This window comes from Amycolatopsis sp. WAC 01416, from assembly GCF_003947485.1.
Classification (GTDB): Bacteria; Actinomycetota; Actinomycetes; order Mycobacteriales; family Pseudonocardiaceae; genus Amycolatopsis.
Window position 1 is genome coordinate 63,270 of sequence record NZ_QHHX01000006.1, and the last position, 14,534, is coordinate 77,803.

The following is a 14,534-nucleotide window of genomic DNA, read 5'->3' on the forward strand; positions in this document are numbered from 1 at the left end:
TCCTCCGGCAGATCGTGGTGGTGGCGGGGAGTCAGCGGTTCGTCGCACAGAGCGCGCTCGCCACACGACGGAGGTCCACGTGGCGGCGTGCCACGAGGGTGATTCCGGCGCGGGTCATTGATTCAGCGTGCCACGCGCCCACTATGTGGTCCAGGCCGGTCCGAATGCTGGGAACACTGTCCGAACTTGGCTGTATTCGCAGGTCAGAGGTCTGCTTTGGAGGTCAAGCCCGGGTTCGTGGCCGGGCATTGTGACGCAGAACGCGCACGGCTCAAGAAGGCAGGACGCGGTCCACGATGATCCGGATGACGTCCTCGTCGGTGACGTCCGCGAGCACCTCCGGCAGGGTCAGCCGTTCGACGGTGAGCGCCGTCAGCGCGAGGTACATCAGCAGGACCTCGGCGCGCCCGCCCGGCATTCCCGCCGCGACGTGCCAGTCGACGCTCATGTCGATGCCCTCGCGGATGGTCTTGGTCAGTTCGGCCGAAAGATCCGGGCGCCGGGTGGCTTCGAGCCTGAGCTCGAGCAGCGCGAGATAGGGCTCGCGGTGGGCGGTCAGCCGCCCCATGAGCTCGCCGAGCAGGACGCCGACCCGGTCGTGGGACGGCGTCTCGGCCTGCGGGTTCGCCATCACGTCGGCCGGCGCCGACAGCCGTTCGTGCACGCGGACGCCGACCTCCCCGAGCAGCTGGTCCCGGTTGCGGAAGTAGTTGGACGTCGTTCCCGGCGGGACATCCGCTTCGACGTCCACGGCGCGATAGGTGAGGCCGCGTGCGCCTTCGCGGGCGAGGACGGTGATCGCGGCGTCGGTGAGCGCGGTCCGGCGCTCCGGGTTCTGTCGCATCGGGACATTCTCCTTGCTTCAGTCAAACCACTATGTCTATAGTACTACGCATCAAGTGGTAAACAACTGGGAGGAAACACCAGATGCAACTCAGCGGTTTCGGTGCCTGTGTGCTCGTCGATGACATCGCCGAGACCACCGCCTGGTGGAAGCGGCACCTGCAGTTGACGGTGACGATCGAGCTCGACTGGTTCTCCAGCCTCAACGCCGGAGTCCCCGGCTATGAAATGAGCTTCGCGAAGCGTGGTCACAAGGCCACGCCGGAGCCGTGGCGGGTGCAGGAAGCGGCCGGTTCCATGGTCGGCTTCATGGTCGCCGACGCGGCAGCCGAATATGAGCGGCTGCGCGAAGAAGGGGTCAAGATCGTCACCGAACTCGTGGACGAGGAATTCGGCCAGCGGCACTTCTACATCGAGGACCTGAACGGCTTCCTGGTCGACATCATCGAGGTGATCCCGCCGTCGCCGGAGTGGCTGGCCGCTAATGGGTTGGCCTAGTACCGCTTCGGGTGAGTGAGGCCGCGCCGGGTCGCCGTCGCCGTCGCCGCTAGCTTCGATCTTCGATCCACAGAGGACGGAGGAGTTGCGCATGCGCCGATGGGTGGTCGCCGCGATGGTGCTGGCATCCCTGCTGATCCCGGGTACGGCCGCCGGGGCTCAGCAGGGGTGCAGACTGGTTTCGCCGGAGGAGGGTGCGGTGCTGCACAAGGGCAGCTCGTACCGGTTCGAGGCGGTCGGCTGTTCGCGGGACGTCCGGGGACACCTGTCCCAGATGGTGCTCGTCGAGGTGGCCATGAGCCGCGACGCCGCCTCGGACGAACACGGTGACTGGTCGGTGGACCACGTGGTCAACGACTACTCGTTGAGCATGGAGACCCTGGTCTGGGTGCGGTTCGAGGACGGCACCCGCTCCACCTCGGTCAAGGTGCGCATCGCCGACCGGTAGCTCGTCCGTGAAGGCCTCTTTCCCCGGGGAAGGAGGCCTTCACGGCGTGGGGGACACTGGGGTGTGCCCGCGTTGCTGCCCGAAACCACCACGCCCGTCGAGTCCGCGCTCCCCGAGAGCGCGCTGGAAGGGCTCGGCACCCGGCCGTTCGGCGTCTACGTGCACGTCCCTTTCTGCGCGACCCGTTGCGGCTACTGCGACTTCAACACCTACACCGCCGGAGAGCTGGACAGCGGTTCGTCGCCGCAGTCCTGGCTCGAAGGTCTCAAGCGCGAGTTCGACCTGGCCGCGCGCGTGCTGGGGAAGCCGCCCGCGGTCGACACCGTCTTCGTCGGCGGCGGCACCCCGTCCCTCCTCGGCGCCGAAGGGCTCCGAAGCGTCCTCGACGCCGTTCGTGACACCTTCGGGCTCGCGCCGGACGCCGAGGTGACGACGGAGTCCAATCCGGAGTCCACCTCGCCCGAGTTCTTCGCGGGCATCCGTGACGCCGGGTACAACCGGATCTCGCTCGGGATGCAGTCGGCCGCTCAGCACGTGCTGAAGATCCTCGATCGCGTGCACACCCCGGGCCGCCCGGTCACGGCCGCCGAAGAGGCCCGCGCCGCCGGGTTCGAGCACGTCAACCTCGACGTCATCTACGGCACGCCGGGGGAGCGGATCGAAGACCTCCAGGCTTCGCTGGACGCGGTGCTGGCGGCCGGCGTCGACCACGTCTCGGCGTACGCGCTGATCGTCGAAGAGGGCACCGCGCTCGCCCGCCGCATCCGCCGCGGTGAACTGCCCGCGCCGGACGACGACGTGCTCGCCGCCGACTACGAGATGATCGACCGCGTCCTCGCTTCGGCGGGCTTGCGCTGGTACGAGGTGTCCAACTGGGCGACCTCGGAAGAAGCCCGCTGCCGGCACAACATCGGTTACTGGCGCGGCGGCGACTGGTGGGGCGCCGGACCCGGCGCGCACAGTCACGTCGGCGGCGTCCGCTGGTGGAACGTCAAGCATCCGGCCCGCTACGCCGCGTCCCTCGCCGCCGGTGACTCACCGGCCGCGGGCCGTGAACTGCTGACCGGCGAGGACCGGCATCTGGAACGCGTGATGCTGGAACTCCGGCTCTCCGAAGGGCTTCCGCTCGACGGCCTCGACGACGACGGCCGGGCCGAAGCCCGCGCCGCCGCCGCCGAAGGGTTGCTGGATCAGTCCGCTTTGGACGGTCAGGGACGTGCGGTGCTGACCGATCGCGGGCGGTTGCTGGCCGACGGTCTGGTGCGCCGGCTCACCTGAGCGTGGCGCTCGTGAGCGGCAAGTCGTGTCTGGCGGGTTGCGAAAGCCACTTTCGCGACGCCTGGGTGCCCCACGGCCGCGAGCGAATCCCCGCGACCCGACACCATTGCCTTACCCCTCAATAGCTCGAGTAGCCACACGCCACCTGGAAAGTGACGCGTGCGTCAGGTCGAAGCGAGTCCCAGCGCCCGGTCCACCCACCGGCCAACCGGCAGTGCCACCACGATCGCCGCCAGCACCAGGTGCACCAGCATGAACACGACCGCGACCGGAACGCTCGGCGGTCCGCCGAGGAACACGATCATATGCGACGCCCACTTCAGCTCGGTCGGTTTCGTCCCGGCGGCCCAGACGTCGTTGAGCGCCCAGAACGTCAGGTCGTTCGCGCCCGAGATCACCACCAGGATCGCCGCGATGCCGGTTTTGAGCACGTTCGCCGTCCGGCCGCCGCCCATCCGGTACGCCATCAGTCCGAACAGGACGATGAACGTCACGATGAACAGTTCGAACTGGTACACCGGCTGGAAGGCGTCCTCGTCGGTGGCGGCGTTCCTGGCGAACGCCTGGATCCGCATGATCAGTTCGGTGTCCAAATAGGACATGTAGACGAACACCGCGAGCGCGATCAGCGCCGGACCCCACTTGGTGCGCGGGAAGAGCGCCACCGTGCAGACCGCGAACACGAACGGGCACAGCTTGAACGCCCAGTCCACGACGTTGTCGAGCGTCTGGTCCGGCGGCAGGATCACCATGATCAGCAGCGTGGTGACCACGGCCGGGACGGCGGCCACCAGCCACAACCATTTGCGCCGCCGGTAAAGCGCGGGCACCCATCCGTCCGTGTCGGGCAGCGTGGCGGTCACAGGTCGTCCTTCTCTGCCCAGAACGGCCCGAGGGCGAGCGCGTCGACGTCGGTCTTCAGGTAACAGGCCACCGCGTCGGCCGGGCTGGCGACGATCGGTTCGTTGTTGTCGTTGAACGAGGTGTTGACCACCATCGGCACGCCGGTGAGTTTCTCGAACTCGCTGATCATGCGGTAGTACAGCGGGTTGTCCGTTTCGCTCACCGTCTGCACGCGGGCGGTCCCGTCGACATGGGTGATGGCGGGGACCTCGTCGCGTTTGTCCGGCAGGACGTCGAACACCAGCAGCATCACCGGCGACGGGTAGTCGCTGACGAACCAGTCGCCCGCGCGTTCCGCCAGGCACGACGGGGCGAACGGCCGGAACGCCTCGCGGTGCTTGACCTTCTCGTTCATCCGCGTCTTCGAGTCGGGGTCGCGCGGGTCGGCCACCAGCGAACGGTTGCCGAGCGCGCGCGGCCCGCATTCCATCCGGCCCTGCACCCAGCCGATGATCTTGCCCTCGGAGATCTTCTTCGCCGTGTGGGCGGCGATGTCGTCGACCTTGGTGTACCGGACACCGGCGTCCTGCAGCGCCAGTTCCATCTCCGCCTCGGTGTGGTCCGGGCCGGTGTAGGTATAGCCGTCGCGGGGGCGCGGCTTGCCGTACTTGCCGACCGACACCTCCAGCGCCGAACCGAGCGCGCAGCCGTCGTCGGCGGCCGCGGGCTGGGCGAAGAAGTCCTCGAACGGGGTTTCCAGCAGGATCCGCCCGTTCATCACGCTGTTCAGCGCGACACCACCCGCGACGCACAGCCGCCGCGACCCGGTTTCCCGTTGCAGCCAGCGCGCGAGGTGCAGCCCGGCTTCCTCCAGGGTGACCTGCAGCGCATAGGCGATGTCGCAGTAGTGCTGCGGCACCGGGTTCTCCGCGGTGACCCGGGTCTTGGGCCGCGCCGGGCCGAACAGGTCGGTGAACTTCTTCGACATCACGTGCTTGCCGGTGCGGTGGTGGCCGAAGAAGCTCAGGTCGAGCTCGTACCCGCCATCGTCGTCGAGGTGGATCAGCTGCTTGAACGCGTCGACGTAGGTGTCGTCGCCGAGCGGCGCCAGCCCCATGATCTTGCCTTCGTCACGGGTGGGGTAGAAGCCGAGGTACCCGGTGACGCCGGCGTACATCGCGCCGAGTGAATGCGGGAACTTGATCCGCCGGATGTCGATGATCCGGTTTCCCTTGCCGTGGCCCAGATAGGTTGCGGTGCCGTCGCTGCCGATGCCGTCGAAGGTGAGCACCGCCGACTCTTCCCATGGCGAGATGAAGTAGCCGCTGGCGGCGTGGGCCTTGTGATGGTCGACCAGATGCGTCTTGAACTTCGCCGGGCCGGTCCAGCCCACGGCTTCCTTCACGTCACGTTCGAGCGTGTAGGACCGTTTGAGATGCGCGAGCACCGCGCCGCCGACGTGGTAGTCGTCGACGCCCTTGCCGCCACCGGTCTTGAACGTCTCCACCATGCCCGCGGAGGAGCCGCCCTCGTCGCCGTTCTGATTGCGGAAGACCTCCAGCGTCGCCGGGAAGTACTTCGCGAACACCTTCGCCGCGTGGATGCCTTCGCGCCAGCGCTGCCAGTAGTAGGCGACGTGGTCGACGTCGGCGAGGGTGATCCCGCCGCGCTCCAGGCAGAACTTGATCGCCTCCGCGGGGAAGTCCCCGTCGTGCTTCTTGCGGGTGAAGCGTTCTTCCTCGGCGAAAGCGATGATCTCGCCGTCGCGCACGAGCGCGGCCGCCGAGTCGTGGACCCTGCTGATTCCCAGTACGTACATGTTCCTTCTCCAGTGCGACGTTCAGAGTTCGGGGTGGTGGCGGCGCAGCAGCCGCCGGAGCACGGCCGCCCGCGTGCCGATGGCGAAGACGAGGGCGGCGAATCCGCCGACCGGCCCCATCGCCGGGACGAGCGCGGCGGCGGCCAGCGGGGTGGCGACCAGACCGGCGATCGCGGCGGACGCGGTGAGCGTGAGGACCTTGCTGTTGGTGTTCTCGATCAGGAAGCCCGCGTAGAGCCGCACGGCGAACAGCACCGTTTCGACCAGGACGAAGACACCGAGGACCACATAGGCGCCGACGGTGTTTTCGGCGGTCAGCACCGCGCGAGCCGCCGGGATCACGAGGGCGACGCCCACCAGGACGAGGAAGGCGAGCGCGCCCCGTTCGACCAGTTTCAGCAGTTCGACCGCACGGGCCCGGCCCGCCACCGCCCCGCTTCCGCGCAGCCGCGCGGATATCGTCGGCTGGTGCACCCGGAGCTGATAGAACAACAGCGAACAGAACGCGCTGCTGGCCAGCAAGGCGACGTAGAACGGTCCACTGTCGACGGTGCGTCCGGCCAGCGCCAGCACGCCGAACACCGACGACGTCGCGAGGACGTCCAAAACCTCGGTCATCCCGAGCAGCACCGTGGTCCGGCCGAACGCGGGCCAGAGCCGGTGCCCGTCGACCTTTTCCACCCGTAGCCACTTCTTCGGCAGCAGCGCCGCGGAGCAGCCGAGGATGAGCAGGATCCCGCCGAGCAGCAGGCCGAGATGCGTCAGGGGCGGCCAGCGGACGAACCAGGTGCCCACGGTCACCGCGCCGACCACGATCGCGCCCGCGGTGAACGCCAATGCGTCCAAAGTGGACTTGCCGTTGAACCGGTGCAGGCCGGAGACGGTCATCAGCAGGCCGCCGGAGATCGACCAGCCTGCCGCCGTCAGGTACAGCGCGGCGTCCGAGCCCGGCGCGACGAGCAGCGCGACCGCCATCGCCACCAGCACCACCATGACCGGGACGACGGCGACCCGGACGGCCAAGCCCGCGACCGCGTCCCGCGTCATCCGCAGGCGGGGCAGGCATTTCAACGCCGACTTCTCCGCCGAGGACGGCACGAAGTTGAGCCACGTCATCAGCCCGAGCGCGGTGGCGAACCGGCCGTAGTCGTGCGCCCCCCACGCGGTGACCAGCACCAGGCCCATCGCCTGGATCGCCAGCCGGAAGACGCCGCGACCGGCGAGCAGCCGCAGCACCATCGACGGCTTCGGCGCCGCGATCGACGCGGTGCCGGAGCCGGTGAGCGAAGTGTCGGTCAAGGGAGCGGCACCGCCATACCCTGTTCGTCGAGCAGGAACTTCAGCGTGCCGCGCAACTCGTCCTCCGCGGCGAGGACATCGGGCACGGTCGGTGCCGAAAGTACGGCGTAGCCCATCTTGTAGCCCGCCTGCTCATACGGTTTGACGTAGGAATCCTGCTCCGCGAACAGTTCCAGGTTGTGCACCGCCGGCATGGCGCGGACCTCGTCGGCGCCCTCGATCCGCACGATCCGGCCGCCGCGGTCGGAGGCGAGGATGTGGATCAGCGTCGGCCGCGGGGCGCGCGGCGCGAGCACCACTTCACCGCCGGTCGCGGCGGCGATCCCCGCGGCGATCAGGTCGACGCCGGTGCTGAGCTCGATCGCCTCGGCCAGTCCGTTCCCGCCCATCCTGGCGCCCATCTCGATCAGGTAGAACTTCCCGTCGCGGCCGAGAACGGCGTCGAGGGTGAGCGGCCCGGTGCGGTAGCCGAGTTCCGCGCACAACCCGGCCAGCATCACCGGGAGCGCGCGGTCGACCATCGGCGGCAGTCCGGCGGGCAAGAGATGGGAGGCCGTCACGAAGAACGGTGGCGGCGTGAGCGTGCGCCGGGTGACCGCGTGGAACACGATCCGGCCGTCGACCACGAGCGCTTCGATCGTGTAGTGCGAGCCGTCGAGATGTTCCTCGACGACCAGTCGCCCGGACGGCGAGAACGCGAGCGAGTCGGTGAACGCGGTGTCCAGGCCGCCGGGGCTCGCGCACGAGACGACGCCGCGGCTCCCGGAGGAGTCGACCGGTTTCACCAGCGTGGGGAACCGCAGTTGCTGCGCGGCGAGCGCGAGGTCCGGTCCGGGTTTCCCGCCGACACTGCGGTAGGTCGGCAGACGCAGCCTGTCGCAGAGTTCGCGGAAGACGGACTTGTCGACGGACGCGGCGACGGCGGCTTCTGGCAGCGGGTCCGGCAGGTTCCAGTGCCGGGTGAGCCAGGCGAGCGCGGGCAGTCCGACGTCGCTGGCCGGGCAGAGCACCCCGGCGATGTCGTCGCGTCCGTCCAGCGCCGCCGCGATCTGTTCCGGCGCGCGGACACTGACCTGGACGAACTCGTCGGCCAGCGCGGCCGCGGGCGCGCTCGTGCGCACGTCCACGCAGATGGTGCGGAAACCGAGTTCCCGCGCCCGGTGGTACGTGCTGACCGAACCGTCGGCCCCGCCCAGGATCACCAGGCTCCGAGGTGCCGCCGTCTCTTCGGTTTTCTTCACTCCCGCTTGCCTTTCCCCAGGATGGATCTCGGCCATGGCCGAGGCGTAGAGCCGGTCGTCCTCGTCGACCGGGAAGTTGGCTTCCCTGATGTAGAACTGCCGTGGCCGCGGCTGTCCCGCGCCGACCACGACCAGGTAGCGGACGGACAACGCGAGCACGGTCAGCAGCACGGAGAACAGGACGAACGTCAGCGTCGACGCGGCGTTCAGGCCGAGCAGTCCGGTGGCGGCCGCGATCCCGGCGAGCACCGAGATCCCGGCGGCCAGCACCGCCGTGGTCGAAGCCACCGTCGTCAGCCGCCGGGTGAAGCCGACGAACAACTCGATGGCGTGCGAGGAAAGGAAACCGAAGCCCACTTTGGACTCGCCGCGTTCGCGTGCCCGGTGTGCCACCGGGACGGTGGTGTAGCGGCTGGTCAGCCTCGGCACGGTGGCGAGGAAGTACGGGGTTCCCAGGCGGAGGTCGACGATCTTGCGCGCGAGCTCCGTGCGCACCAACCGGAACGCCGTCGCGCCGGGCGGGATCTCGATACGCAGCACGCGGCGGCCGAGGAAATGGAAGGCCGCGGTACCCCAGCGTCTTAGTAAGGGATCTTGCCTATTTGTGCGCACGCCGAAAACGGCGTCGTTGCCCTCCTCGGCGGCGGTGATCAATTTCCACGCCTCGGCGGCCGGAAACTGCTGGTCGGCGTCGATGTGCAGGATCCACGGTTTCCCCGCGTACCGGTAACCCGCGGAAAACGCCGCTTCGAAACCGAAGTTCCGGGTGAAGGACAGGTACCGCACCCGAGGGTCGGTATGCGCGAGCGCCCGGACGACGTCCAGCGTCCCGTCGGTGCTCCCATCGTCCACATAGAGCAGTTCGAGTGGGAGGTTTCCCAGCTCGGCGACGATCTCCTGATAGGAGGGCTCGACGTTGTCGACTTCGTTGAAGCACGGAACGACCACGGTGAGTCCACTCTGCGCCGGACCGGGGACCGTCCAGCTCATCTTCCGATTCCCCGCGCTGCTTGCGCTATCGTGTTCGTAGCGTCACTCGTCGTGATTTCACGGTTCATGAGTCCCCTTGGCCCCAGGCGTCCGGCAGGTCGTGCCGGCTCGAAAGTTCCCGTGTTATAGGCAGACTCGCTTTGTTATCGCCAGCACATACCGAAAGTTCGTCCTTTCAGCTCAGTCGAAAAGGTGGGAAGTCGGCCGGAAACCGGATGAACCTGGCGCGGGGTATTCCCAAACCGGCGTCGATGACGCAGGCTTGCGCGCCATGTGGACAGTGGGGGTGAGTGCTGCCTGGCGGGCCGCCTATCGGCGTTCGGTACGGTCGGCCTTCGCGACGGTGCCGTTCTACCGGGAGCGCTGGGCACTCGACGGCAGAACGGATCCTGTGCTGGTGCCCGGTCGCACCGGGACGGATTCCGGCGCGGCGCCGCTGGCCGAGGCGGTGCACAAGATCATCGATCTCGTGCCGCTCGCCGGTGGCACGCAACGGATCGAGTCGAGCCGGGGGCTGGGTCCCGTGCTGCGCAAGGCACGCTCGGTGACCGGGGAGGCACTGGTCGTCGTGCTGGGTGACGACGGGGTGCGGCCACCGGTGGACCTGCCTCGTGGAGTTCGTTGCTGTTTGGTGGATCCCGACGTCCCGGCGCCGGGTGTGCTCGCCGAACTGTCCGCCGCGCTTCGCCGAGGGCAGCGAGTGCTCGCTATCGGTGACGACAAGCAACTGGCTGTCTTCTCCGCGGCGCTACCCGAGGACCGTGCGTACCGGGTCGAATCCGTACCGCGACGGGAACTGGACACAATGGACACCGGTCCGTACGGTGTCCTCCACGATCCGTCGCTGGGGTACCTGGGCGCGATCGAGGAGTGCGGCCGCTGGCACCTCGACTGGCCCCGCGTCTACGCGCGATCCACGACGGGCGGGCTCGCGTTCACCCTGCTGCGTCAGGATTCCCCGCGGTTCGTGGACGTGCTCCCGGCGGGCGGCGTCCGTGGCGAGATCGCGCCGTGCCCGCGACACGGGACACCGGTCGTGCTCACGTGAAGATCGGCTTCCACGATCCCCGCACCGATCCCGTTCCGGTCGGCTGGCCGGAGTTCTTCCACGTCGCGCGCCTGCATCCGGTGTGGGACTACGAGGTGATGAGGCTCGACGCTTGGACCGCGCGGAACCCGCCGATGCTGGCCACCGTCACGAACGGTGCCGGGATCGTCGCGGCGTTCTCGGTGCTGGTGTGCCGTCCCCGGCTGCGGTACCGCCTCGCGCCGACGCCGGGGCACAGGTTGCTGCGCCCGTTCTGGGCCGAGGTGTGCCAACCGTGGCTGAGCGGCTATCCGGGGTTCGCGTTCGCGCCGGGGATCGGTGGCGCCGACCGGCGTCCGCTGATCCGGGAATTCGAACGGTCACTGCGCCGCCGGCTCGGTCCGGGCCTGCTCGGGGTGCTGTACCGAGCGTTGGGTCACGACTTCGCGCAGGACCTCCAGGGCCCAGGCCGGCTGGTGAAGGTGGTCGATTCGGTCGCGGTGCTGGAGAACCACTTCGGTTCCGAAGACGAATGGATCGCGTCGCTGCCCAAATCGCGACGGGGTGGCCTGCGACGGCAGCGACGGAGGCTGGCCGCGGATCCCGATGTGGTGGTCGAAGGCGGTGCGGGCCGGGAAGACGTCGACAGCGCCGAGGTCGCCGCCCTCATCCAGGGACATCGTGACCGGCACGGGAAGCTCCCGCTCGACACCAGGACACCGCCGTCCGCGGCGTTCCTGCACCGGTTCCTCCGGCGGCCGGACGTGCACACGCTGACCTACACCGCCGCCGATGGCAGGCTGCTCGCGGTGAACACCTTGCTCGACCATCCGGACAGTCCCGCGAAACAGCATTGGGGCACCTTGCCGGTGGGCGAAGGCGGGCGGCAGGGTCTGCTGTTCGACTCCTACATCCACGCCATGCGCTACGCGACGCGGCGTGGGGTCAAGGAGCTCACCGCCGGGCGCGGACTGCCCGAACTCAAGGCCACGCTGGGTTTCCGGGCGCGCCCGGTTTACTCCGCGGCGGTGCCGAGACCGGTACTGGGATGGTGACGATGAAGGTGACGGAACGGAGCACCGATGTCGAGGTCGAGGTGCTCGATCCGAGGACCGCGGCCGAACCCGAGGGGTGGCGTGGGTTCCTGCGACGGGCGAGGTTACGGCCGGTCTGGGAGTACGAGGTGCTGCGCCGGGAAGCCTGGATGGCGAAGAACCCCGCGGTGCTCGCGGTGCTCCGCAGGGGCGAGGAGATCGTCGGCGCGTTCACGGTGATGGTGTGCCGGAGCTGGCGGGCGGGTGACTTCGCGCCGCTGTCCGTCCGGCGCGGCCGGTTCCGCCCGCGCTGGGCGGAGGCCTACCTCTGGCAGCTCAGCGGGTATCCCGCCGTGGCGCTCGACGAACGGCTGGACGGCGTCGAGCGGCGAGAGGCGGTCCGCCGGTTCGAACGGGCACTGTGCGCCCGGCTCGGCCCGGGTCTGCTTGGCGTGATCTACCGCGCGATGAACCCGGAACTCCTCCCGGCGCTGGAAGGCCGCGGCCGGATGTCACGAGAGATCGACCCGGCCGCCGTGCTGGCCAATGAATACTCCACTGTGGACGATTGGGAGCGGGCGCTCGGCGACGAGACCCGGAAGACGCTGCGAGACCTGCGCGAGGACGAGGATCTGCGCACCGAAGCGGCCTCCGCCCGCCAGGACCTGGACTGCCATGAACTCGCCGTGCTGCTCAACGCCCACCGGACCAGGCAGGACGAACGGGCCTGGGCGGGGGGACAGCGGTCGCGGTTCGGCGGGCTGCACATGGACACCCGGAGCCCGATCGCACCGTCCTACCTGGACGCCCTCGTACGCCGTCCGGACGTCATCACCCGCACTTACCGCGACGGATCCGGACGTCTGCTGGGCTTCGGCACGGTGTTCGACGCCGACGACGGATGCGCGCTGCACCAGTGGGCCGCGCTGCCGAGTGCGCGCGGCGGACGTAAAGGGCTCTATGTCGACTTCTACGCCAGGGGAGTGGAACACATGATCACGCAAGGGCGCCCTGAGCTGACCGCCGGCCGGGCGATGCTGGAGAACAAGGCCGCGTTCGGCTTCGGTACCAGGTCCTTGGTGTCGGTCGCCGTGCCGAGACCGGTGCTGGGCCGATGACCTGGGAAGTGCGGGTGCTCGACCCGCGGACCGATCCGGAACCCGAGGGCTGGGCCGGGTTCCTCGTCGCGCAGCAGGCTCCGGTTCCTTGGGACTACGGATTGCTGCGGGTGGAGTCGCGCTTTTCCCGCAGCCCCAACGTCCTCACCGTGATCAGCGCCGGCGGAGAGATCGTCGCCGCGGTACTGGCGATGCTGTGTGCCCCGGTGGCCTCGGAGCGGCCTGGAGCGGTACGCGGGGTGGCGCGGTTGGGGCCGCGCTGGGTCGAGGTGCAGCACGCGTGGCTTTCCGGATATCCGCCGTGGTTGTTCTCGGACGGTGTGGACGCCGCCGACCGGCGGGAGATCATGCGCCGGTTCGAGCGCGCCGTCGGCCGCTTCACCGGGCCCGGCTGCCTCGGCGTCGTTTACCGCACCGTGGAGCCGGAAGCGCTCGACATGCTGACCGGACGGGGCAGACATGTTCTCGACACGATGCCGACCTCGGTGCTGGAGAACCGGTTCGTCGACGTCGAGGGTTGGCTGGCGTCGCTGCGCCGGAGCAGGCGGCTGAGCCTGCGCGGCCAGTCGAAGAAGGTCGCCGCCGACCCGGACGTGATCGTCCGAGGCGAGGCCGCACGCATCGACCTCGACGCACGGGAACTGGCCACCCTGCTGCGGAAGCACCGCGAGCGGATGGGACAGGTGAAGTTCGACCGGCGCGGTCCGATCACCGCCGAATACTTCGCGGAACTCGTGCGCAGGCCGGACGTGATCACCACGACCTACCACGACGCCGACGGCAGGCTGCTCGCGTTCGGCAACGTGCTCGATCACCCGGTGGCGCCGCTGCACCAGCATTGGGCAGCGGTGACGCCGGAGGAGGGGCGGCCGAAACATCTCTACTTCGACGCCGTCGTCCGTAACGTGCGCCATATGATCGAGGGAAACCGGAAGTCCTTGTCGATGGGGCGAGGGCTGACCGACCTGAAGGCGACGCTCGGCTTCCAGCCGGTCCCGCTGCTCGGGGTCATCGTGCCGAGACCGGTGACACGATGGTGATCGAAGTGCTGGATCCCCGCCGCGATCCGGAGCCTGCCTACTGGAAACCGTTGCGGGCCAAGGCCGGTCTGCGCGCGGACTGGAGCTGGGAGGTGCTCACCACCCAGGCGTGGGCGGCACGCACCGAACAGCCGGTCACGGTCCTGCTCGAAGACGGGGAACCGCGTGGCGTGGTCAGTTCCGCGTGGGTCGCCGGGCTCACGCGGCGGCACCGGTTCGCCCGCCCGGCAGGGCGCGGACGGGTCGGCGGGCTCGACGTCCGTGCCCCCGGTTCGGGGTCGATGCCGGGCTGGTGGTTCGACGGCGCGGACGGTGACGGCGGCGTCGGCAGGTTGCTGGACACCTTCGTCCCGGCCATGCGCTCGGAGCTGGGCCTTGGGCTACGGGGCCTCCTGATCCGGCAGGTCGGCGAGTCCGGAGTGGACAGTGTCCGCGGCGGGCCGAAGCTGGTGCGCCGAACCGAGGACGTCGCGGTCCTCGACGTCTCGCCGTTCTCGAACCGGGACGACTGGATGTACTCGCTGGCCAGGAAGCGCAAACAGAACCTGCGCAAGATCTTCCGTACCTTCGAGGCCGATCCGTCGATCGGGGTGCGCGTGCGGCCAGGTGCCGATGCCGATCCGGTGGAGATCGCGGAACTGTTGCGGCACAACGAATCCAAGCATCGCGACGTGCCGATCGTGCCGCTCCCGGCGTTCGTCGGCTACGTGAGCGCGCTGCTGCGGCAACCGGACGTGCACGTCATCGAGTACCGCGAGACCGCCACGGGCCGGGCGATCGCCGTCGCGACCCTGCTCGATCACCCGGCCCTGCCGATCGCCCGGCATTGGGCGGCGCTGCCACCGGAACTCGGCGGGCGGCCCAATCTGTACTTCCACTTCTACGGCGAAGTCGTGCGCTGGGCGGTGGAAGCAGGGCGGCCGCAGGTGGTGTTCGGCAAGAAGATGTCGGAGATAAAGGTGTCCTTGGGGGCGCATCTGGTGCCGCAGTACGCGGCCGCGGTCGCGCTGCTCTGAGGTAGCGGGGAAAGCTCCCTTCGCGACACCTCCGGCCGGA

The 14,534-nt window shown here is 68.9% G+C and carries 14 protein-coding genes; 8 read left to right on the forward strand and 6 right to left on the reverse strand.

Translation table 11 applies throughout. The features are described from left to right. Positions 1-31: 31 nt before the first annotated feature. Both DL990_RS42425 and DL990_RS21030 read right to left on the reverse strand, forming a co-directional pair. A complete protein-coding gene (locus DL990_RS42425) occupies positions 32-118 on the reverse strand; it encodes a putative leader peptide (protein ID WP_360907593.1) in 87 nt (28 codons plus the stop codon). A gap of 153 nt (positions 119-271) precedes the next feature. After that, complete coding sequence (locus DL990_RS21030; RefSeq protein WP_125785893.1) at positions 272-844, reverse strand: TetR/AcrR family transcriptional regulator; 573 nt, start codon at positions 842-844, stop codon at positions 272-274. 83 nt (positions 845-927) lie between these two features. Between DL990_RS21030 and DL990_RS21035 the strand changes: the two genes are divergently transcribed. The 3 genes from DL990_RS21035 (at position 928) to hemW (ending at position 3,067) form a co-directional block, all read left to right on the forward strand. After that, entirely contained in the window at positions 928-1,341 is a 414-nt protein-coding gene (locus DL990_RS21035; protein ID WP_125799676.1) for a VOC family protein, read from the forward strand. 91 nt (positions 1,342-1,432) lie between these two features. Further along, positions 1,433-1,789, forward strand: coding sequence for a hypothetical protein (locus tag DL990_RS21040; RefSeq protein ID WP_125785891.1), 357 nt, complete (start codon positions 1,433-1,435; stop codon positions 1,787-1,789). Positions 1,790-1,852: 63 nt separating this feature from the next. Continuing rightward, positions 1,853-3,067, forward strand: a complete 1,215-nt coding sequence (hemW, locus tag DL990_RS21045; protein WP_125799677.1) for a radical SAM family heme chaperone HemW — start codon at positions 1,853-1,855, stop codon at positions 3,065-3,067. A gap of 164 nt (positions 3,068-3,231) precedes the next feature. On the opposite strand, the gene DL990_RS21050 is transcribed toward hemW, so the two are convergent. From DL990_RS21050 to DL990_RS42430, 4 genes are read right to left on the reverse strand one after another with little or no spacing between them, the layout of a single operon-like run. After that, a complete protein-coding gene (locus DL990_RS21050; protein WP_125799678.1) occupies positions 3,232-3,930 on the reverse strand; it encodes a hypothetical protein in 699 nt (232 codons plus the stop codon). After that, positions 3,927-5,729 carry a carbamoyltransferase C-terminal domain-containing protein gene (locus tag DL990_RS21055; protein ID WP_125799679.1) on the reverse strand — a complete coding sequence of 601 codons (1,803 nt, stop codon included), beginning with the start codon at positions 5,727-5,729 and terminating at the stop codon, positions 3,927-3,929. Before DL990_RS21055 ends, DL990_RS21050 begins: the two co-directional genes overlap by 4 nt. A gap of 21 nt (positions 5,730-5,750) precedes the next feature. Then, positions 5,751-7,028 (reverse strand): hypothetical protein, encoded by a 1,278-nt coding sequence (locus tag DL990_RS21060; RefSeq protein WP_125799680.1) that lies wholly within the window; start codon positions 7,026-7,028, stop codon positions 5,751-5,753. Continuing rightward, entirely contained in the window at positions 7,025-9,259 is a 2,235-nt protein-coding gene (locus DL990_RS42430) for a glycosyltransferase (protein WP_125785886.1), read from the reverse strand. Before DL990_RS42430 ends, DL990_RS21060 begins: the two co-directional genes overlap by 4 nt. 271 nt (positions 9,260-9,530) lie before the next feature. Here DL990_RS42430 and DL990_RS21070 point away from each other — a divergent pair, with 271 nt between their 5' ends. The 5 genes from DL990_RS21070 to DL990_RS21090 are packed head-to-tail and all read left to right on the forward strand — an operon-like array spanning position 9,531 to position 14,494. Then, positions 9,531-10,307: a hypothetical protein gene (locus tag DL990_RS21070; RefSeq protein ID WP_125799681.1), complete on the forward strand. Its 777-nt coding sequence runs from the start codon at positions 9,531-9,533 to the stop codon at positions 10,305-10,307. Beyond that, positions 10,304-11,341 (forward strand): GNAT family N-acetyltransferase, encoded by a 1,038-nt coding sequence (locus DL990_RS21075; RefSeq protein ID WP_125799682.1) that lies wholly within the window; start codon positions 10,304-10,306, stop codon positions 11,339-11,341. The genes DL990_RS21070 and DL990_RS21075 overlap by 4 nt, the downstream gene beginning before the upstream one ends. Next, positions 11,335-12,438 carry a hypothetical protein gene (locus DL990_RS21080; protein ID WP_125799683.1) on the forward strand — a complete coding sequence of 368 codons (1,104 nt, stop codon included), beginning with the start codon at positions 11,335-11,337 and terminating at the stop codon, positions 12,436-12,438. The genes DL990_RS21075 and DL990_RS21080 overlap by 7 nt, the downstream gene beginning before the upstream one ends. After that, a complete protein-coding gene (locus DL990_RS21085) occupies positions 12,435-13,478 on the forward strand; it encodes a GNAT family N-acetyltransferase (RefSeq protein WP_125799684.1) in 1,044 nt (347 codons plus the stop codon). The genes DL990_RS21080 and DL990_RS21085 overlap by 4 nt, the downstream gene beginning before the upstream one ends. Next, positions 13,472-14,494, forward strand: coding sequence for a GNAT family N-acetyltransferase (locus DL990_RS21090; protein ID WP_125799685.1), 1,023 nt, complete (start codon positions 13,472-13,474; stop codon positions 14,492-14,494). The genes DL990_RS21085 and DL990_RS21090 overlap by 7 nt, the downstream gene beginning before the upstream one ends. Positions 14,495-14,534 lie beyond the last annotated feature (40 nt).